21 protein-coding genes are annotated in these 19,433 nt (G+C 39.5%); 13 read left to right on the forward strand and 8 right to left on the reverse strand.

Translation table 11 applies throughout. The annotated features are described in order from the left end of the window. Positions 1–4: 4 nt before the first annotated feature. Together pcnB and HNP77_RS03630 are read right to left on the reverse strand one after the other, a co-directional pair. On the reverse strand, positions 5–1,141 hold the full coding sequence (gene pcnB, locus HNP77_RS03625) for a polynucleotide adenylyltransferase PcnB (RefSeq protein WP_184651785.1): 1,137 nt from the start codon (positions 1,139–1,141) through the stop codon (positions 5–7). A gap of 48 nt (positions 1,142–1,189) precedes the next feature. Next, complete coding sequence (locus HNP77_RS03630) at positions 1,190–2,131, reverse strand: alpha/beta fold hydrolase (protein ID WP_184651786.1); 942 nt, start codon at positions 2,129–2,131, stop codon at positions 1,190–1,192. Positions 2,132–2,221: 90 nt separating this feature from the next. Here HNP77_RS03630 and HNP77_RS03635 point away from each other — a divergent pair, with 90 nt between their 5' ends. From HNP77_RS03635 to HNP77_RS03645, 3 genes are all read left to right on the forward strand, one after another. Continuing rightward, positions 2,222–3,472, forward strand: a complete 1,251-nt coding sequence (locus HNP77_RS03635) for a class I SAM-dependent RNA methyltransferase (protein ID WP_184651787.1) — start codon at positions 2,222–2,224, stop codon at positions 3,470–3,472. Further along, positions 3,469–5,247 (forward strand): PQQ-binding-like beta-propeller repeat protein, encoded by a 1,779-nt coding sequence (locus HNP77_RS03640; RefSeq protein ID WP_184651788.1) that lies wholly within the window; start codon positions 3,469–3,471, stop codon positions 5,245–5,247. Before HNP77_RS03635 ends, HNP77_RS03640 begins: the two co-directional genes overlap by 4 nt. 89 nt (positions 5,248–5,336) lie before the next feature. Next, complete coding sequence (locus HNP77_RS03645; RefSeq protein WP_184651789.1) at positions 5,337–7,040, forward strand: P83/100 family protein; 1,704 nt, start codon at positions 5,337–5,339, stop codon at positions 7,038–7,040. Positions 7,041–7,133: 93 nt separating this feature from the next. On the opposite strand, the gene dnaB is transcribed toward HNP77_RS03645, so the two are convergent. The 5 genes from dnaB to rpsF all read right to left on the reverse strand — a co-directional run bounded on the left by dnaB (position 7,134) and on the right by rpsF (position 10,381). Beyond that, entirely contained in the window at positions 7,134–8,477 is a 1,344-nt protein-coding gene (gene dnaB, locus HNP77_RS03650; protein ID WP_184651790.1) for a replicative DNA helicase, read from the reverse strand. A 114-nt stretch (positions 8,478–8,591) separates the two neighbouring features. Beyond that, positions 8,592–9,128 carry a 50S ribosomal protein L9 gene (rplI, locus tag HNP77_RS03655; RefSeq protein WP_184651791.1) on the reverse strand — a complete coding sequence of 179 codons (537 nt, stop codon included), beginning with the start codon at positions 9,126–9,128 and terminating at the stop codon, positions 8,592–8,594. Between the two features lie 67 nt (positions 9,129–9,195). Further along, positions 9,196–9,519 carry a 30S ribosomal protein S18 gene (rpsR, locus tag HNP77_RS03660; RefSeq protein WP_184651792.1) on the reverse strand — a complete coding sequence of 108 codons (324 nt, stop codon included), beginning with the start codon at positions 9,517–9,519 and terminating at the stop codon, positions 9,196–9,198. A gap of 39 nt (positions 9,520–9,558) precedes the next feature. After that, on the reverse strand, positions 9,559–10,059 hold the full coding sequence (ssb, locus tag HNP77_RS03665) for a single-stranded DNA-binding protein (RefSeq protein ID WP_184651793.1): 501 nt from the start codon (positions 10,057–10,059) through the stop codon (positions 9,559–9,561). Between the two features lie 31 nt (positions 10,060–10,090). Further along, entirely contained in the window at positions 10,091–10,381 is a 291-nt protein-coding gene (rpsF, locus tag HNP77_RS03670) for a 30S ribosomal protein S6 (RefSeq protein ID WP_184651794.1), read from the reverse strand. Positions 10,382–10,562: 181 nt separating this feature from the next. On the opposite strand from rpsF, the gene HNP77_RS03675 reads away from it, so the two are divergent. The 10 genes from HNP77_RS03675 to HNP77_RS03720 all read left to right on the forward strand — a co-directional run bounded on the left by HNP77_RS03675 (position 10,563) and on the right by HNP77_RS03720 (position 18,604). Then, positions 10,563–11,471, forward strand: coding sequence for a hypothetical protein (locus HNP77_RS03675; RefSeq protein WP_184651795.1), 909 nt, complete (start codon positions 10,563–10,565; stop codon positions 11,469–11,471). After that, positions 11,395–12,189 (forward strand): ankyrin repeat domain-containing protein, encoded by a 795-nt coding sequence (locus HNP77_RS03680; protein ID WP_184651796.1) that lies wholly within the window; start codon positions 11,395–11,397, stop codon positions 12,187–12,189. The genes HNP77_RS03675 and HNP77_RS03680 overlap by 77 nt, the downstream gene beginning before the upstream one ends. 9 nt (positions 12,190–12,198) lie before the next feature. Next, positions 12,199–12,768 (forward strand): 16S rRNA (guanine(966)-N(2))-methyltransferase RsmD, encoded by a 570-nt coding sequence (gene rsmD, locus HNP77_RS03685; protein WP_184651797.1) that lies wholly within the window; start codon positions 12,199–12,201, stop codon positions 12,766–12,768. A gap of 25 nt (positions 12,769–12,793) precedes the next feature. After that, positions 12,794–13,135, forward strand: a complete 342-nt coding sequence (locus HNP77_RS03690) for a hypothetical protein (protein ID WP_184651798.1) — start codon at positions 12,794–12,796, stop codon at positions 13,133–13,135. An 11-nt stretch (positions 13,136–13,146) separates the two neighbouring features. Further along, positions 13,147–14,298, forward strand: a complete 1,152-nt coding sequence (locus HNP77_RS03695; RefSeq protein WP_184651799.1) for a tetratricopeptide repeat protein — start codon at positions 13,147–13,149, stop codon at positions 14,296–14,298. 17 nt (positions 14,299–14,315) lie between these two features. After that, entirely contained in the window at positions 14,316–15,353 is a 1,038-nt protein-coding gene (gene rlmN, locus HNP77_RS03700) for a dual-specificity RNA methyltransferase RlmN (RefSeq protein ID WP_184651800.1), read from the forward strand. 83 nt (positions 15,354–15,436) lie between these two features. Further along, on the forward strand, positions 15,437–15,637 hold the full coding sequence (locus tag HNP77_RS03705; RefSeq protein ID WP_184651801.1) for a cation transporter: 201 nt from the start codon (positions 15,437–15,439) through the stop codon (positions 15,635–15,637). A 34-nt stretch (positions 15,638–15,671) separates the two neighbouring features. Next, positions 15,672–16,622 carry a D-2-hydroxyacid dehydrogenase gene (locus HNP77_RS03710; RefSeq protein ID WP_184651802.1) on the forward strand — a complete coding sequence of 317 codons (951 nt, stop codon included), beginning with the start codon at positions 15,672–15,674 and terminating at the stop codon, positions 16,620–16,622. Between the two features lie 74 nt (positions 16,623–16,696). Further along, the gene (locus tag HNP77_RS03715) at positions 16,697–17,983 is read left to right on the forward strand and encodes a 3-isopropylmalate dehydratase large subunit (protein ID WP_184651803.1); all 1,287 of its coding nucleotides are present in this window, start codon (positions 16,697–16,699) and stop codon (positions 17,981–17,983) included. An 87-nt stretch (positions 17,984–18,070) separates the two neighbouring features. Continuing rightward, the gene (locus HNP77_RS03720) at positions 18,071–18,604 is read left to right on the forward strand and encodes a 3-isopropylmalate dehydratase small subunit (RefSeq protein WP_184651804.1); all 534 of its coding nucleotides are present in this window, start codon (positions 18,071–18,073) and stop codon (positions 18,602–18,604) included. A 168-nt stretch (positions 18,605–18,772) separates the two neighbouring features. Here the strand turns inward: HNP77_RS03720 and HNP77_RS03725 are convergent, their stop codons facing one another. Then, a complete protein-coding gene (locus HNP77_RS03725; RefSeq protein WP_184651805.1) occupies positions 18,773–19,330 on the reverse strand; it encodes a flavin reductase family protein in 558 nt (185 codons plus the stop codon). Between the last annotated feature and the right edge of the window lie 103 nt (positions 19,331–19,433).

Consider the following 19,433-nt stretch of genomic DNA (forward strand, 5'->3'; position numbering starts at 1 on the left):
GAAATCAGCTGACGGTACGTTTTTTTCTTGCTGATACCTGATTTTCACTACTTTCCTGTGAGCGGCGGCGACGCTTGCTTTCTTTAAAACTTACTCCCAGGGATTTCAAAATCTTTACTACAGCATACTCCAGTTCAGTTCTCTGGGGATTCATTGGAAGAACGAAATTACGGCAGCGGGCCCATGTTCTTTTAAACAGTTCAGAAGATTCCGATGCAGTTTTAGGTTCCCTGCTCCAGTCTGTAAGGGAAGAAACAAAATCTTTAAGTATGAAATAAAGTTTGTCTCCCAGTTTCATATTTGGATTTTCTGTTACTTCTTTATCAAGTTCTTTAAGACTTTCAAGGTATGCGGCTGCATATTTTCTGTTCTCAAGCATGAGATTTGTTGCTGCAGGCTGAAGATAAATATATAAATCCGTATCAAGTGCGGCAGAAACTACCTCAAAGGAATGTCCGCAGTTAATTATCTTCAGAACTTCTTCTGTAAGTCTTGAAGGAGAAACCGGAGAAAGAAGAGATGAAGACTCACGTATTTTTTTCTTGAGTGAACGGGGAAGAGAACATTTTGTAGTTGAGGAATATTTTACGGCCCTCAGCATCCGGACAGGATCTTCTACAAAAATTCTGTCCAGTGGAATAATAGGTTTAACAACCCCTGCCCTTATATCTTTTACACCGTTTACGTAATCAATAATCTGCTGACGGAAGGGATCGTAATAAAGCGCATTAAGGGAAAAATCCCTTCTCATTACGTCCTCATCCATAGTGCCGAAAGTATTTCCTACAGAACCTGCAACTGTAGAACGGAAGGTTGATACTTCAAAAATTTTCTGGCCGAAAAAAACATGTACCAGACGAAATCTTTTTCCGATTATGCGGGAATTACGAAAAATACGCTTAATCCTGCTTGGTGTGGCATCTGTTACTATATCAAAATCTTTTGGAGTCTTACCTATCAGAAGGTCTCTTACAGCACCACCTACAATGTATGCTGAAAATCCGTTATCTCTGAGTCTGCTTATTACAAATAATGCATCGCTGTCTATGGACGACAGCGGAATATTATGCTCTTCTTTTGTATATATGACGGCTTTTTTTACAGGCCGTCCCTTTTCATCAGTTCCATATCTAAATAACACAGTGTGCTAATATTAGTATTGAAGGCAAATTTAATCAAGAACACAGCACTATTCAATGTGTTCACTTACCCAGTTTACGCTGTCATCCATAATTTCTTCACCGTTGATTTCATTATAAAGTTCATGCCTGCAGTCTTTCCAAAGACTTATACTGAGATCTTCTATACCGTTTTTATGATAAATCTTAAACAGGGAACTTACTGTTTTTGAATAAGAACCTACAGGATCTGCAGTACCTGCAATGAGATAAACAGGAAGAGTACGCGGGATTTTCTTCATTGCCTTTTTTTTGTGAATCATTCCGAGCCCGTTAAATAAGTCACAGTAAAATCCGATGGTACAGTCAAATCCGCACCAGGGATCTTTTTCATATTTTTCAATTTCAGCATTATTTCTGGACAGCCATGCAAATTCCGGACAGGGCTTTTTTATACGTGCATTATAAGAACCGAACGCAACTTTTCCCATAAGCCGTGATATCGATTTTTTTCCAGTAAATATTTTAATGATGTTTCCTATAGTTCTGGCAGCTGCGATTGTAAGCGGTCTTGGTCCTGCACTTCCACAGATTATAGCGCCGTCTACATCATTTCCGAAATTTTCAATAAAACACTGGGTTATAAAAGAACCGAAACTATGGCCGAGAATAAAAACTTTCTTTTGAGGATAACGTTTTCTGACAAGACAGACTTCCTCATGAATATCCTTTACTACCCTCAGAAAACCGTCCTTATCAGAAAGATACCCGAACATTCCGCTTCCATTTTTTTCTGCAAGTGCAGCAGTTTCTCCGTGTCCCCTGTGGTCTTCACCAAAAAAAGCAATTCCTTTAGAACAGAATTTTTTTGCGAGGGCATCATATCGGAAAGCATGCTCCGTCATTCCGTGACTTAATACGACGCAGGCTTTTACATCTCCGTCCGGAATCCAGCTGTGAAATACATTGATATTTGAGTCGCTCATTACGATCTGCTCTTTCTGATAGTTCATTTTTCGCTCCATGACAGTCCTGAACTACCGGCATAACCGGAGAAAACAGGGTCTTTAAAATTAAGAAATCATCTGCTATATTCAGAAGATATGACTGAAACAATTATAACAGAAAAAATGGTTTTTGGTGGAGACTGTATTGCAAAAATTGACGGAAAAACTGTTTTTGTACCCTATTCAATACCTGGAGAGAAATTAAAGATAGAAATTACTCAGGATTGCGGAGATTTTTACAGAGGAAAAATTCTTGAAGTATTAGAACCGTCTCCCGACAGAGTAATGCCGTTCTGCAGTTACTACGGACGCTGCGGAGGATGCAATCTTCAGCATATAGATTCTTCAGCACAGCAGAAATACCGTACTCAGATTTTAAAGGATGCTTTTTTAAGGGAAGGAATAGAAACCGGTGATATAGAGGTTATTTCAGGAGCTTCAAAAGGCTACAGGTCAAGATTTCAGTTTCATGACGGGGGCCTTATGGAAAAATTCAGCAACAACATTGTTCCCATTGAAAACTGTCCGTGTGCAGAAGAAGAAATAAATCATTACCTGAGAGAAATTCCTTTTGACCAGAGACCTGAAGGAAGAGTTCACGTTTTTGGTTCTGATAAAATTACTTCAGTTCCGGACGGATATGATAAACTTATAATTGCAGAAGAAATTCATACAGCAGCAAAAAAAGAAACTGTACGTAAATCAGACAGAACACCAACTGGAAGAAAACTGCCTAAGGTTAAAAAAATACAGAAAAGATTTGCCGGAACATCAATAAATCCTTCAAATTTCTGTACTGTTGAACTGAACGGAAAAAAAATAAGTTTTGACGTACAGGGATTTTTTCAATCCAATCTTGAGGTTCTGGAAAAAACAATTCCTTACGTAACCGGCGGCATATCAGGAAAAAATGTACTGGACATGTATGCGGGAGCCGGAACATTTTCTGTTTTTCTTGCAGATAATTTTGAAAAAGTTACTCTTGTCGAGCATAACAGAGATGCCATTGTATATGCGGAACAGAATCTTGCCGGCAGAAAGCATGAAAGTTTCGGGCTTAGCGGTGAAGTATGGACAAAATATCATGCTGAAAAATATACGTCATCCATAGGCGGATTTGATGCTGCCGTAATAGATCCTCCCAGAAGCGGAATGGAAAAAAGCGTATGCCAGTGGCTTTGTTCCTCAGGAATTCCCCATATAAGGAGCGTTTCTTGCAATGCAGCTACTCATGCAAGGGATGCAAAATTCCTGATCAGGGCCGGCTACAGGCTGTCTAAACTATATTTACTGGATTTTTACCCGCAGACATGTCACATAGAAAGTCTTGCATGGTTTGAAAAATGAAAAAAAAACTGACACCGTTTTTTCTGCTGATTATTTCTGCCTTTCTTACAATTTCAGCTCAGGAATATTCTTTTTATGACCTTAATAAAGAAAATCCCGGGTGGACAATGGTACCGGGGGGAAATATTCTCTGTCCACCACAGAAAACATCCTACGGATATGCAGCATTGTGTGAAGGCAAGTCTTTTGCCGGTTTCTCTGAAAAAGGTAAACTTCTATGGCAGAAAAGCGTAAGGGAAAAGCCTTCACTGTTTTTTACTACGGGCTGCGGCGATACGATATGGTTTATTTCAAAATCAAAAAAAATCAATCTTCTGAACCCGGAAGGTCAGCTTCTATGGACTGCAGACTGTGGTTTTGAAGTAAAGGAAAATCCCCTGCAGGGAAAAGACGGACGGGTTTTTTTAAGGGGAAAAAATGATGTTGCCTGCTATGCCCTGAACGGAAGCCTCAGATGGAAAAAAGAAATAAAAGACCAGAATGTTTCCCTGCCCCTTGGGGAATTAAATGACGGTTCCATTCTTGTATTTTTAAGTGAACTGGAAAACAATAAATCAAAAGCAGTGCGAATAACCCCCTTTGGAGAAATAAAAGAAACAATTCTTTTTTCAGGAGAAGCTGTACAGCGGACAGTCTGCCAGGAAGGAATTATTATGGCATTTACAGACGGAAGTGCGGGATTGTGTACGGTACGGAACGGACAGTCAGTTTCCGGCTGGGTATATAAAAATGATGCCGGCGGTATTCCTTATATTTCAGAAACGGTGAATGATTCTGCCCTTACAGGACTTGTCTATACATCAGAAGTCGTTTTTTTAAAAAGTGCCTCTGGAGAAAAAGTATATTCCGTAAATTTATCAGGGGATAAACACCTTTCAAGGCAGAATATAAAGTTTGCATTTACATCAGGAACTGATTTTTATGCCTGTGACAAAGAAAACGCATTCTGTCTGAATCAGGCAGGAAACCTTCTGTGGAAAGCCAGACTGCCTCTTAAAACAACACCTTTTATTTTCCTTACAGATTCAGATTATCTTGTAACCTGTACATCATCATGGAGTGTTCTTGGCTACAGAATGCAGATGGGAGTATCAAAAAAACAGAAGCCGCAGTCAAAAAAAAGAGAAACTGCCGCATACAGCTGTTTTTACGAAACTGTCTCACCTTCAGATAATATTACAGGCAGAGCTTTATCAGATACGCAGATTGCAGAAATGGAGATGTTTTTTTCTACAGAAAAAAAGAAAAATAGTGATAGAGATTCATCTGCAAAAGAAGCATATTACCTTTCTGTACTTGATGCAGAAATTACTCAGATTCTTGCTGAAAGTATGGTACGGGATACAGGACATTCAGAAATTCCTTATTTCAGACAGAATGCCGCCTATACACAGAAAATAATAAATCTGGCTTCAAAAACCGGGCTGAACGTTTTCCAGAAAAAATATGTGTCCCTGTTAAGAAAGACTTCTGCTTCAGGTGATAATCTCCTGCTTTTATCCCTGGTTTCTTCTGCAGGAAACTTTGGTCTTGATACCGACGGTGAACTGCTTGATGCACTGGATTATGTACTTTCAAAAGCAGATTTACGGGATACTTCTGTTTTAAATTCCATATGTGATTCCGTATTCAAAATATGCAATTTTATGGGTAAACCGATGCTGCTGGAAAAAGGACGACATATTATTTCCCGGATAATGAACGGAAGGTACCAGCAGGAATCCAGAGATTATGCCCGAAGCATTCTGGAAAAAATCGTAAAAGCCGGCAGGTAAACAACTGTTCGTAAAAAAATATCTGCCGGATACCATTTTTACTTTATTAAATAAACTTTGAGTGATAAAATTAAGACTCTGGAGGAATTATGAAAAAAATTTTTCTGGCTCTTGCAGCTGCATTAAGTTTCAGTGCTTTTGCCCTTGAAGTAAATGAGGAAGAACTTCAAAGTGCAGGTTCTGAAGATATTGTACGTTTTGAAAACTATACAGGGCCTCACTCTGTAGTAGAAAGTGCCGCCAGTATCAGTGCAATCGGAACAGGACTGGGAAGACAGGTTGCATCTTCTGTAAACAGTTCTGCCACTTTCGGTAAAAATCAGAAATATACTGTAATTCATGCTGTTGATCCTTCCGTAAAAACGGGACTTGATGCAGACATCATTATTATAAATTCAAACGCTTCTGTTGATCACATAAAAAACCTCCGCAGGATTATTGCCTCTTATCTTGAGAGTGCCTACGGTTATTCCCGGAAAGATGCATCCACCGTTGCTGTTTTTGTAACGGTTTATAATGCCGTATACCGCGGAAAGCTGGATGTTTTTCAGTCTAAATATAAGAAGGCTGTAACAGATAATCTTTCTTCCGATAAATGCGGACTAAGCGTAAAATACAGTGACTGGCCGGGAAATTCCCAGATTGTAATTCCTCTTTATGATGTAAACGGAGGACTTTCTACAGTTGATACTTCTGTTATAAGTGACAAATCAGTCGTTCAGTCCATGCAGGAAGAAGATAACCGTGGCGTTGACGAGCGCAAAAACATGGTTGACATAAAAGAACGTGAAGCAGAAAAAGCCGGCGAAAAAGCACAGGAGTCTGCAAAAAAAGCACAGGAAGAAAACGACAAGCTTGAAAAGCAGAAAGCTGCAGAAAAAGCAGCTCAGGAAAATGCTGATAAAAAACAGGCCGTTGCTGAAGAAGCACAGGCACAGGCTGATCAGGCAAAAAAAGAAGCTCAGGAAAATCCTGAAGACAGCCAGAAACAGCAGGAAGCTGAAGAAGCACAGGCACAGGCTGATCAGGCACAGGCTGAAGCTGAAGAAGCACAGGCACAGGCTGATCAGGAAGCTGAAAAAACAGAAGAACAGCAGCAGGCTGCAGACACAGCACAGGCACAGGCTGATGAAGACCAGGCGTTTGCTGATAAAAAGGAAAATGAAGCACAGAATGAAAGGCAGGAAATTGCCCGGGATCAGCAGGAACTTATTCAGGAAGCCATAAAAGAAGCTTCAAATCCAAACATTGTTGTTGGACTTAAAATTACTGATGCATCACAGCAGTTGAGTAAAATGGTACGTGTAGACGGAAACGACGGTTCAACCTTAAAAGAATCTCCTGTTACAGTAATCCGCGGAAGAACAATTCTTCCTGTAGAGGGTGCAGTTATAGAAGATGCTCCAGAGGGACTTGATCTTTCACTTGTTTATGCAGCAATCTGTGGTGAAAATACTGGTAATGGTGCAGTAAAACTTTGCCTTCTGGATGCCTTTAAAATGGAAATCCAGAAAGAAAGCAATGAAGCTGTAAGTCCTGATTCCGTTCTTGTAAATAATGGAAATGATTATTACTGCATACTTGATGAAGGCGGAAAATACTATCTTGGAAAATTTGATAAAAACCTTAAGCTCCTTCTTAAGAGTCAGATTGAAGTTAACAGTGCAACTCCTGTAACTGTTACTTCTCAGGGTATTATCGTAACAAATGCTAAAGGAAGTATTTCCCTTCTTAAACTTTCTGATCTTTCAGAAGTAAATACGTCCTCATCAGCAGCCGGTTATCAGAAATAATAAAGCAGTTATATAATGAATATACAGCCCCTTTTACCTGATAAAAGTAGAAGGGGCTTTTTTAGCAGAAGATTTTTTTACTTGTAACAGTTCCTACTCTCTTTCTCTGGATTTATTCTCAAATTTCGTATAACTTGAAATAAAAAGAACATCTACGTCTCCGATAGGACCGTTTCGCTGTTTTGCAACAACTAGTTTTCTATCAAGTACACCGGCATTTTCTTCACCATCTGAATCGGCACCGGCTGTCTTTTTTCTGTCACCATGAATAAACATAACCATATCCGCATCCTGTTCTATAGAACCGGAGCCCCTCAACTGATTCAAGGTTGGTTCATTTCCTTCTGCGTCACGGGCAACCTGACAGAGAACTACAAGAGGAATTTCAAGTTCACGGGCAAGACTCTTCAAGGATTTTGAAATAAGAGACTGCTGTTCATATACAGGAAGTCCGTCCTGTTCACTGGAAATAAGACCGATATAGTCTATGAAAATAATTTCAACTTTCTGATTTGCCTTTAACCGGCGGGCCATTGCCCTAAGGTCAAGGAGTTTCATATTAGGCGTATCAACTATATAAAGGGGTGCATTAAAAGTTCTGCCAGCAGCATCCTGTAATTTCTTAAAGTCCTCTATTTTGAGGAAGCCGCTTCTAAGTTTCTGACTTTGAATTCGTGCAACCTGAGAAAGAAGACGCTGACATATCTGTTCGGCAGACATTTCAAGAGAAAAGAAACCGCAGGGAATATTCTTTTCAATGGCAATATGCTCCATCATGGAAAGGGCAAGCGCTGTTTTACCCATTGAAGGGCGCGCACCAATAATAGTCATTTCACCTTTCTGAAAACCGTTTGTCATGGTGTCAAGATCATTAAAACCGGAAGGAATACCGGACAGAGCATTATGATTTTTATATCTGGCATCAATCATTTCTATGGATTTTGTAATAACATCCTGCATGAATTTGATCTGTGTCGTCTGATTTGCATCCGTAATATCAAAAATCTTTTTTTCACAGTCCTCAAGAACAGCACGGCAGGATTTTGTTTCATCAAAACTTTCAGCCTTTATTTCCTGAGAAATAGTAATCAGATTACGTCTAATAGCCAGATCATGAACAATATGAGCATAACTTTCAAGATTTGCTGATGTCGGTACAACATCAAAAAGAGATGAAACGTAAGACATTCCCCCAGCCTTTTCAAGCTCGCCGGATTTTTTTAACTCTTCAATAATAGTAAGAAGATCCCCCCTTACTCCATCAACCGAAAGCTTTTTTATTGCTTTATATATAAGCTGATTCTGCTGGTTATAAAAATCTTCCTGATTTAAAAAAGAAACAACATTACCTAAAGCATCCCAGTTTATAAGAATTGCCCCCAGTGCGGCCTGTTCTGCATCAAGATTGTGAGGTGGAATTTTGTCTTTAAGTTCCATAAATGGCTCCCATAAAAAAAAGGCTGTCTAAAAAGAACTGACAGTCATTATATCATTAAAATGACTGCATTAAAGCCTTTTAGACAGCCTTTATTATAAATTACTCAGACTGAATTACTCAGACTTTGTTTCTTCAGCAACAGGAGCTTCTTCTTTTTTAGCTTCTTTTTTTGAAGCCTTTGCTTCATCAGCTGTATCGTCAGTCTTCTGAGCAACGATTGTAAGATTTACTTCTGCAACTGTTGTTTCATAAAGATGAACTTTGAATGTGTATTTTCCAACCTGTTTGAATGTAGCACCAGGGATTTCAATCTTCTTTCTTTCGATTTCATATCCGTTTGCATCAAACCAGTTAGCGATTGTAAGGTTAGTAACGGCACCGTAAAGTTTTCCGTTGTTACCAGCAGGCATTGTAAGTTCAATTGTAAGAGCTTCAAGCTTTTCCTTGAGGGATTTGCTTTCTTCTCTTTTCTGAGCCTTGCGTGCTTCAATTTCTTCTTTCTTAGATTCGAAGTATGCTACTGTTTCTGCATTGTATGGTACTGCAAGTGAACGTGGAAAAAGGTAGTTGCGTGCATATCCTGCTGCAACATTTTTTACATCACCCATTTCACCAACATGTTTAACGTCTGTATAAAGAATAACTTTCATATTTTTCAAGCTCCTATTTTATTCTGGCCTGTGTTACCAGGAGTAAGCCACGGCCATGTTTTTTTTATTAGTCAGCAACGAACGGAAGAAGACAGATTGCACGTGCACGTTTAATTGCAACTGCAAGTTCCTTCTGGTGCTTAGCGCATGTTCCTGTAATGCGGCGTGGAAGAATCTTACCGCGTTCTGTAGTATAGCGGCGAAGTCCGTCACTGTCTTTATAATCAATTGTGCCTTTGTTAGCACAGAAACGGCAAACCTTCTTGTGGAAGAAAGCCTTACCTTTACCATTGCGTCCACCACGAACTTCGTCTTCACGACCAGAGTCCTGAAGCTGTTCCTGTGTAACTTCTTCTTTCATTTCTACAGATTCAATTGTTTCGTCTGCCATAGTATTTCTCCTGAAATTTTAATGTAGCGGGTAAATTAATTAAAACGGTATATCCTCTGAAAATCCGCCGTTATCACCGCCAAAAGATTCCGGGCCTGCAGAACCATCATAATAGTCGTTCTGTGGCATAGAAGTTGCCTGAGGTCTCTGAGTAAATGCCGGTCTTGCCTGATAGCCCCCTGAAGACGACATGTCTTCACCATCAGCACGTCCACCAATAAGCTGGACTGAATCAGCAACAATACGAACCTTGCTGAATTTCTGACCGTCTTTTTCCCATCTGTCCTGTTTAAGGGAACCCTGAACCGCAATCTTTTTACCTTTCGTGAGGTATGGCTTTACAGCCTCAGCCGGCTTTCCGAAGTAAGCAACATCAAAATAATTTGCTTCACTTACCCACTGATCGCCTTCTTTTTTGCTGCGGTTAATTGCAATTGAAAAATTGACGACTGCATTTCCTGTGTTCATAAAACTCATTTCTGCATCTCTCGTCAGGTTTCCAATAAGTATAACGCAGTTTAAATCTGAAACTCTTGCCATTTTTTACTCCGAAAGCATTTATTTTATCAGATTAAGCCTTTTTTTCTTCTTTCAATACGAAAAGGTATTTGATAAGGTTTGTGTTGAATTTAAATGCTGCATCAAGTTCAGCAATTTTTGAAGGATTTGCCTTAATGTTAAGAAGAACAAATCTTCCGCGGTTAAACTTCTTTACTTCATAAGTAAGGTCGCGGTCTCCGTAAGGTTCTTCTTTTTCGATTTCAGCACCGAATTTTGCAAGATCTGCTTTTACTGCAGCAAGACCTGCATTGTACTTTTCATCCTCAACAGGATAAATTGTCATAAGTTCATACTTTCTCATCGTATGTTTCTCCTTATGGTCTAAAATGGGAACGGCATACGCTGTTCCAAGGGGAGCTTGAATATAGCAGAATCAGGGGATAAAGTCAACGAGATTCAGGTCTTTTTACCGAATGAACCTTCTATATTATGCATTTCAGAGGTTGTTTTTTGCAATAATCTATTCTATACTGAAAATAATCATGAAAAAACTTATTTCAGTATTATTAATGTCGTTTCTTACTCTGCTTTCAGTACAGGCAAAAGATGCTGCAGTTGATTATGTTAAACTTGCACGGGAAGGAACTGCAGAAGAAATAAAAGATGCCGTAAAATCAGATTCCAGACTCTACACAAGGCTTTTTGGTTCCAACAGAGAAAATTTTCTCATGCTTCTTCTTCACGGAAACCGTTCCCTTGATATAATCAAGCTCGGCGTAATGAGCGGAATAGACGTAACTACCCTTTCAAAAGACGGACGTTCCTCCGTAATGTATGCCTGCCGTTACGTAACTGATCCGAAAGCTGTTAAATATGTCATAAAAAGCGGAACTGTTTTCGGCATAGGAATAGAAGACCGTCTTACAAAAAAAGATGATTCCGGAAAATCCTGCTTTGACTATGTAAAAGATAATCCTAACTACTCAGAAATTTATCCTGTACTTACATCATTTGCAGATGATCCTGAAGTTATTGAAAAAAAGAAACAGGAAAAAGAAGCTGCTAAAAAAGCAAAAAAAGAAGCTGAAGAAGCAAGAAAGGCAGAATCAAAACAGCAGAAGGATATTCCTGCCGCTCCGGAAGAGAATTCAGGAACAGAAGAAAATACTCCTGTTTCTGAAGATGAAAGTTCCGGGGAAGGACATCAGGAAGAAGTTCCCCAGTCAGAAGATGATTCTGATGAAGTAAAAAGAATAAGTGCCTCCCCTGCTGATAAGGTTACATATACCGTTACTCCGGTAATTGTTGCTGATGATCAGGAAAATACTCCGCAACAGAATACGGAACCGGAAAAAACAGCGGAACCTCAAAGCGTTGCTTCTGAGATTCCTGAAACCGCTGCCGCTATGGAAGAACCTGTCAGAAAAGACCCGGTTAAAAAAAACTTCTGACAACTATAAAACTTATAAAAATACTTACTTATATGATTTTGCCCTTTCTTCGGAAGAAACAGCTGCAGAGGAAGAAAAAAAGCCGTTTACCGTTGCAGAGCCAAATTCTGCTGATAAAAACGGGGTTACCCTTCTTATGAAGGCAGCAAAAGCAGGAAATGACTGGGATGTTGAAAACCTGCTTAAAAGCGGTGCAGATCCAAATTTAAGGGATAAAGACGGATGGTCTGCCTTAATGTATGCCTGCCGCTATCAGAACAGCCTGAACATCGTAACTAAACTTATTGATAAGGGTGCACATATAAGGGTTCGCAACAAATATAATGCTACGCCTTTACTCATGGCTTCAGATTATTCCCAGAATCCGCAGATACTTAAAATTCTTTTGAAAGACCGGACTATTACTGAAGATGAAGTTTACAGAGCATTTATAATGACCGTTACCAGTAACCAGGGAGAAAACCACGTAAAAGAAGCAAAAATGCAGGTTTTTCTTGATATGGACATTCCTCTCAACAGACTCTGGAAAGGAAAAACACCTCTTATGTATGCCGCTCAGTACGGAACTTCAACGCATATCATAAAACTCCTCATGGACAAAGGTGCCAAGCCTGGAATACAGGATCATGACGGCAAAACAGCATTTGATTACGCAAAGCTTAATTCAAATTTGACTCATGATGACATATACTGGTCACTCAACAGTTCAGCCCGTTAAGGAAACGCAATGAGAATCACAGGTGGAAAATTAAAAGGCAGGCTAACCCGTACTCCCTACGGAAAAATGGCAATAAGACCGGCCATGGACCGAATGAGGGAATCTATTTTTGATATAATAGGACCTTTTCTTGAAGGAAAATCTTTTCTTGACCTGTTTTCAGGATCAGGTACAATCGCAATAGAAGCTGCTTCTCATGGTGCTGATAAAGTTACTCTGTGTGAAATGGATAAATCAAAGGCAAAAACTGTTTTTGAAAATGTAGCGATGACGGAAGAATTCGGAGTAAGGATTAAATGCCATTTCATGGCTGTAGAACTGTTCCTGAAACGCTGCAAGGATTCATTCGACTATATATTCCTGGATCCGCCCTTTCCCTATAAGTTCAGAAAAGATCTTATTGAGACGATAGACAGGCGGGGTCTCTTAAAGGAAAACGGAACCCTGTTGATTCATTTTCCGGCAGAAGATCCTCTTCCTGAAGAAACGGAAGGACTTGTTCTGAAAGATAAAAGAATTTACGGAAGATCCATAGTTCATTTTTATACAACTAAACAAAAACTTGACAAATCAGAATAACAAGTTAAACTTTAATTATAGTTATATGGATGATAATTTAAAAAAACGGATTGAACAAAAACAAGGCTCTGCAGGTTTTATAAAAACCACTGATTTTCAGACCGTTCCCCTTTCTGACCAGCAGAAAGTAGCCCTGAACAGAAGAGCTAACGCCCTTTTTAACGAGGGTAAGTTCGATATGGCTGAACGCATCTATGTTACTACCGGATATTCTGACGGATTAAGCCGGACCGGCGACAGGTATCTTGAAAAAAAAGATTATCTGAATGCCATCAGAATGTATACTCTTGCACATAATCAGAGAAAAAGCGCTCCTATTATTGAAAAAATAGCGTCCGTCGTTTCTGTCATGCTGAAAGACGAATAGCGAGGTAAAAAATGAAATCAGAAAATGAAGAAGAATTCGGCATAAGCCAGGAAGATTTTATTGAACAGAATACAGCTGACGATTCAACAGCAAAAGAAATTAGTGAACTTTCTAAAAGAGGTTATCAGCTTCTAAAGGAAAATCTTACACAGGATGCAGTAGATGCTTTTTCACAGATCCTCGATATAGAAGCTAACAACAATTATGCCCTCGTCGGTCTGGGTGACTGTGAACGTAAAAGAGGGAATTTTAATCAGGCCATAAAGCATTATACGAAATGTCTTGCCTGTCATCCGGGTAACAACTACGCCCTCTTCGGTCTGGCAGACTGCTATAAAGCCCTGAATCAGTTTCATAAAGCAATTGAAATCTGGGAACAGTATCTTATTCATGATGACAGGAATATTACAGTCCTTACACGTGTTGCTGATGCATACAGAAAAATTCGTGATTTCAGAAAATCAAAGGAACTTTACCTTCAGGTTCTTGACATGGAGCAAAACAATGCCTATGCACTTATAGGTCTGGGACACCTTCATTACGATTTCAAGGAATATAAGGATGCACTGTATTACTGGACAAGAATGCTTGATGCACCTCCTTCTCATGTTGATATTCGCGTACTTACTTCCATTGGTAACTGCCATAGAAAACTCAAGACTTTTGAACAGGGACTTCCTTATTTTGAAAGGGCTCTGGAGATGGATCCTAATAATTTTTATGCCCTTTTTGGAATTGCCGACTGCTACCGTGGAATGAACCAGCAGTACAGGTCAATCGATTACTGGAACAGAATTCTTAAAATTGACCCGAAAAATAAAGTAATCCTTACAAGGACTGGAGATGCTTACCGCAATCTCGGTGACTATAAAACTGCAGCAGAATATTATGACCGTGCAATGAATATCGATTTTGATATTTATGCAGCAATGGGACTGGCACTTATCTGTAAGGGAGAAGGAAACTACGAGGAAGCAGCCAGACGTTTTGCAGGACTCATTCGCGATGACGAAAAAAATTACCGGCTTTATATTGATCTGGCCGACTGTTATATGAAAATGAACCGTAAGGCAGATGCTGTCTCTACTTTGGAATCATTTCAGCGGTTCGGAATAAAAAATCAGAATGTAAATGACCTGCTTGCAAAAATAAAGGGGGAATGATTTAATCATACCCCGTTATGTCAGAAAAAATAATTCTTTCAGGTCTTTTTCCTCAGGAAATATGCGAAAAACTTTCCCTTAAGCAGGCTTTTCGCGCAAAGCAGATTTATCAATGGATTTACAAAGGTGCTTCTTCTTTTGAACAGATGAAAAACCTCGACAAAGAAACAAAGGCTGTTCTGGAAGAAAAAGCTCAAATATATTCCTCAACAATATCAAAAACCCTGCGGGATCCGGACGGAACTATAAAACTTCAGATTACACTTAACGACGGCCGTGCCATAGAAACAGTTCTTCTTACAGACAAGGAAGGCCGGAAAACTGCCTGCGTTAGCTGTCAGGCCGGATGTGCCATGAAATGTGCTTTCTGCCAGACAGGCCAGCTCGGACTTGGAAGAAACCTGACTGCAGGAGAAATCGTAGAAGAATTCATGTACATGGAAAAAGAAGCCGGTACTTTAGACAACATTGTATTTATGGGCATGGGGGAACCCATGCAGAATCTTGATGCAATAAGAAAAGCTGTCGCCGTCCTCACTGATAAAAACGGAAGGGCTTTGAGTTCAAGACGAATTACCTTAAGTACCAGCGGAATAATCAGCGGAATCTATGATCTTGCTGACAACGGCCCGAAAATGAGACTGGCAATATCCCTTACAACTGCAGATCCAGACCTGAGAATGGAACTGATGCCTGTAACAAAAGGAAATCCTCTTCCTGAACTGAAAAAAGCAATTTCTTATTATGCACAAAAGACAGGACAGAGGGTAACTCTTGAAGCGGCACTGCTTTCCGGAAAAAACACAGGTGAAGAAAGTGCGGCAAGAATGATTGAATTTGCAAAAGGTCTTGACGTTTACATAAACCTTATTCCCTGGAATCCTGTTCCCGGACTTGATTTTAAAACTCCTGACTACAAAGAATGCGAAAGATTTGTTTCTATTCTGGAAAAAAACAGGATAAACGTTAATCTTAGAAAAAAAAGAGGCACAAAAATCGGAGGTGCCTGCGGCCAGCTGGGAAGATCAGCGGTGGAGAAAGATGAAATTTCTTAAAAAAAACTCCAATATCTCAAGACTTGAAAGATTACAATTGTCTTCATATAATAGAACGAATATATAAATTAGTGAGGTGAGCCATGCAGAAAAAAATTTACGTTGCTGGAATGGATGATGATGGAACGGCTGCAAAAGTTGATGCTGCAGTAAAAGCAGTTGCAGGAGTTACTTCTTGTGTTTCTACAGCTGCAAAATGTCAGGTCTGCGTAGACTTTGACGGAGCATCAGAAGATGCAATCAATGCTGCCATTGAATCTGCCGGCGTAACTGTTTTAGGCTGATTTAATTACTATTTAATAAAGATTATATACAATCATGAAAATTACAATTCTTGATGGAAACGCCCTGAATCCCGGAGATCTCAGTTATGAGGTTTTTGAAAAATTCGGGGCTGTTTTTGTTTATCCACGAACAGAAGAAAAAGATATCATTAAGCGCATAGGTGACAGTGATGCAATCCTTATGAATAAAATCAGGATTACGGAAGAAATATTATCTGCCTGCCCTAACCTCAAATATATTGGAATTCAGGCCACAGGTTACAATGTTGTTGATCTGGATGCCTGCAGAAAGCACAATGTTACGGTAACTAATGTTCCTTCCTATTCTACCGCAGCAGTAGCCCAGCATGTTTTTGCCCTCATAACCGCCTTTACAAACAGAGTTAAAGAACATTCAGATTCAGTTTTTGAAGGAAAATGGTGTACTTCAAAAGATTTCTGCTACTGGAATTCACCGCTGTATGAGCTTGACGGAAAAAAGATCGGAATTGCAGGCTATGGAAACATCGGCTCACGTGTTGCTGCAATTGCAAAAGCTTTCGGAATGAAGGTTGTTACGGTAAATAAAAGTTCCCGCTCTGACAGGGACGGAATTGAAGCCGTAGGTCTGGACGGTCTTGCAGGTTGTGATTTTATAAGTCTTCACTGCCCCCTTACAAAAGAAAATGAAGGTATGTTCGATAAAAAACTTCTCTGCAAAATAGGAGGGCCTTCTACAATCCTTATAAATACAGCAAGAGGCGGATTAATCAATGAAGAGGATGTTGCATGGCTTTTAAATAATGACCTGCTGAGGGGCTACGGAGCTGACGTTGTAACGGAAGAACCTATGAATCCTTCTAATCCACTTTTAAAGGCTAAAAACTGCATTCTGACGCCTCATATTGCATGGGCTCCCTTTGAAACCCGGCAGAGGCTTCTTGATATAGTTTTCTCAAACTTTAAAGCCTGGATTGACGGAAAACCTGAAAATACCGTTTCCTGAAAAGGCTTGTCATACTTGCCGAAAAAAAATACAATAAACAAGTTATTTTTAATAGAAACATTCGAGGTAGATTTATGGGAAAGACAATAGCTCAGAAAATTTTTGAAGCTCATATGGTTGAACAGCCATTCCCTGGAACAAACGTTCTTAAGCTTGACAGAGTATTCTGTCATGAAATTACGACTCCTATTGCAATTAATGATCTTATGGAACGCAATAAGGACAGAGTTTTTGACCCGACAAAAATCAAGGCAGTAATTGATCATGTTACTCCTGCAAAAGATTCAAAATGCGCCCTTCAGGAAAAGATTCTCCGTGAATGGGCTGACCGCAATAACATTCAGGATTTCTTTGACATCGGAGCAAACGGTGTATGTCATGCAATTTTCCCGGAAAAAGGATTTGTACGCCCGGGATTTACTGTAATCATGGGTGACAGCCATACCTGTACTCACGGTGCATTCGGTGCATTTGCTGCAGGCGTAGGAACAACTGACCTTGAAGTTGGTATTCTTAAGGGAGTTTGTTCTTTCCGTGAACCAAAGGCAATTAAATTCATCCTTAACGGAGAACTTAAACCTGGTGTTTATGCAAAAGACGTTATTCTTTATATAATTGGACAGATTGGTGTAAACGGTGCAACTAACTGCGTAACAGAATTTACTGGTCCTGTAGTAGATAAAATGTCAATGGAAGAACGCATGACAATCTGTAACATGGCTGTTGAAGCAGGTGCTACAAGCGGAATCTGTTTTCCGGATATGACTACAGTAGATTACCTCTGGCCTTTCATCAAAGACGAATTTGCAACAAAAGAGGATGCCCTTAAAGAATATTCTAAATGGATTGATGACGAGGATGCTGAGTATGAGAAAGTTTATACTTATGATCTTTCTACACTTGAACCTCTGTGTACTGTTGAATACAAGCCTGATCAGATCAGAAAAATTTCAGAAATGAAAGGAACAAAAGTAAATCAGGTTTATATCGGTTCATGTACAAACGGACGTATTTCTGACCTGCGCATTGCTGCTCAGATTCTTAAAGGTCATAAACTTGCAAAAGGTGTACGCGGTATCGTAAGTCCTGCTACTCCGCTTATATATAAGATGGCCCTTGATGAAGGTCTTATTTCCATTTTCATGGATGCAGGTTTCTGTGTAACTAATCCTACCTGTGGTGCATGTCTTGGAATGTCAAACGGAGTTCTTGCAGAAGGAGAAGTCTGTGCTTCAACGACAAACAGAAACTTCAACGGACGCATGGGTAAAGGCGGAATGGTTCACCTTATGAGCCCTGCAAGTGCTGCTGCTACAGCAATTACAGGAACTATTGCAAATTCAGAACTTTATAAGGGCTGATTTTTTTCTATACAATTTTAAGCAGACATCTGCTATAATAAACTATCCGGCTTTAGTCCGGATAACAAAACTTAAAGAGGAATAAACATGAAACAGTTTGGTGGACAGGTTCTTTTCTTGGATCGCTCAGATATTAATACTGACGAAATAATTCCTGCTAAATATCTTACTGAGAATACAAAGCAGGCTCTTAAACCTTACCTGCTTGAGGACCTTAAGCTTGACGGATTCAACCCGAAGTCTGATATTGCAGGTAAAAAAGTAATCATTACAAGAGAAAACTTCGGATGCGGTTCTTCTCGTGAACATGCACCATGGGCTCTTGAAGTAAATGGTATTTACACTGTAATTGCAATAAATTTTGCCCGCATTTTCAGGCAGAATATGTATAACTGCGGTCTTCTCGCTCTTGATATGAGCAAAAAAGATATTGACGATATGTTCCGTACTTTTGCAGACAAGGATACAGAATGTAAGATTGAAGAAAAAGAAGACGGTACATGGAAAGTTAAACTTATTGCCGGCTCTCTTTCTAAAAGCTACGTATTTAAGCTTGAAGGTTTTGAAAAAGCCCTTATTGAAAATGAAGGCTGGATTGGATACGCAGATAAAAATTACTAGAATCTGAATTCTATAGAAATAAGCCCTGAGAAAAATGAAGCGTACTTTAAGCAGCTTTAATTTTACTCAGGGCTTTTTATTTAGGTTTTAATACAAAACCTAAAAACGGCTGTGTCAAGGCTTTAAGTGAAACGTGCCTTGACCAGACGTATTTTAATAAGCACTATTTCAGCGGAGTGCAAGACCGTCTTTAAAGGCATTTCCTGCCCTGTCACCGGTTTTATAATAACCGTGGCTTACAGGATCAAAACTAATAGGATCAACTTTTTTTATGTCTATTTTTCCGTCTGTAAGTGCTTTTTCATCACAGTTAACGTTTACAATGTCTGCAACCATGTAACCTGAAGATTCATCATAACTTACCAAACGACATTCAAGACACATTGAAAGTTCATTTATTACCGGGGCATTTACCTTCTCTGCCTTTGACAGGGTAAAACCTGATTTCTGTATCTTATCACTTACTTTATTTGCAGACTCAATTCCCACATAGTCACACTGTGCTACATGAGAAGAATCTGCCATACTTACAGTAAATTCTTTTAATGCAAGTATATTTTTAACAGTTTTATGTTCAGGACTTAAACAGATTCCTATCTGGTCAGTATCATGAATGCCGCCCCATGCAGCATTCATTGCATCAGCATTTCCATGTTCATCATAGGTTGCAATAATAAGAACAGGCATCGGAAACATAAAAGTCTGTTTTCCAAAAGATTTTCGCATTTTAGCCTCCATACGTCGAGTCAAGGCACGCTAACGCTTAAAGCCTTGACTTCGCCGTTTTGAGGGTTTGTACTACCCCCTCAATAAAACGCTGAAACTCAAA

Source organism: Treponema rectale, assembly GCF_014202035.1.
Classification (GTDB): Bacteria; Spirochaetota; Spirochaetia; order Treponematales; family Treponemataceae; genus Treponema_D; species Treponema_D rectale.

Bases quoted from the DNA above. Each gene is read 5' to 3' on its own strand.
- HNP77_RS03630 (WP_184651786.1), bottom strand. From the start codon at position 2,131: ATGAACTATCAGAAAGAGCAGATCGTAATGAGCGACTCAAATATCAAT.
- HNP77_RS03635 (WP_184651787.1), top strand. From the start codon at position 2,222: ATGACTGAAACAATTATAACAGAAAAAATGGTTTTTGGTGGAGACTGT.
- HNP77_RS03640 (WP_184651788.1), top strand. From the start codon at position 3,469: ATGAAAAAAAAACTGACACCGTTTTTTCTGCTGATTATTTCTGCCTTT.
- HNP77_RS03645 (WP_184651789.1), top strand. From the start codon at position 5,337: ATGAAAAAAATTTTTCTGGCTCTTGCAGCTGCATTAAGTTTCAGTGCT.
- dnaB (WP_184651790.1), bottom strand. From the start codon at position 8,477: ATGGAACTTAAAGACAAAATTCCACCTCACAATCTTGATGCAGAACAG.
- rplI (WP_184651791.1), bottom strand. From the start codon at position 9,128: ATGAAAGTTATTCTTTATACAGACGTTAAACATGTTGGTGAAATGGGT.
- rpsR (WP_184651792.1), bottom strand. From the start codon at position 9,519: ATGGCAGACGAAACAATTGAATCTGTAGAAATGAAAGAAGAAGTTACA.
- ssb (WP_184651793.1), bottom strand. From the start codon at position 10,059: ATGGCAAGAGTTTCAGATTTAAACTGCGTTATACTTATTGGAAACCTG.
- rpsF (WP_184651794.1), bottom strand. From the start codon at position 10,381: ATGAGAAAGTATGAACTTATGACAATTTATCCTGTTGAGGATGAAAAG.
- HNP77_RS03675 (WP_184651795.1), top strand. From the start codon at position 10,563: ATGAAAAAACTTATTTCAGTATTATTAATGTCGTTTCTTACTCTGCTT.
- rsmD (WP_184651797.1), top strand. From the start codon at position 12,199: ATGAGAATCACAGGTGGAAAATTAAAAGGCAGGCTAACCCGTACTCCC.
- HNP77_RS03690 (WP_184651798.1), top strand. From the start codon at position 12,794: ATGGATGATAATTTAAAAAAACGGATTGAACAAAAACAAGGCTCTGCA.
- HNP77_RS03695 (WP_184651799.1), top strand. From the start codon at position 13,147: ATGAAATCAGAAAATGAAGAAGAATTCGGCATAAGCCAGGAAGATTTT.
- rlmN (WP_184651800.1), top strand. From the start codon at position 14,316: ATGTCAGAAAAAATAATTCTTTCAGGTCTTTTTCCTCAGGAAATATGC.
- HNP77_RS03705 (WP_184651801.1), top strand. From the start codon at position 15,437: ATGCAGAAAAAAATTTACGTTGCTGGAATGGATGATGATGGAACGGCT.
- HNP77_RS03710 (WP_184651802.1), top strand. From the start codon at position 15,672: ATGAAAATTACAATTCTTGATGGAAACGCCCTGAATCCCGGAGATCTC.
- HNP77_RS03715 (WP_184651803.1), top strand. From the start codon at position 16,697: ATGGGAAAGACAATAGCTCAGAAAATTTTTGAAGCTCATATGGTTGAA.
- HNP77_RS03720 (WP_184651804.1), top strand. From the start codon at position 18,071: ATGAAACAGTTTGGTGGACAGGTTCTTTTCTTGGATCGCTCAGATATT.
- HNP77_RS03725 (WP_184651805.1), bottom strand. From the start codon at position 19,330: ATGCGAAAATCTTTTGGAAAACAGACTTTTATGTTTCCGATGCCTGTT.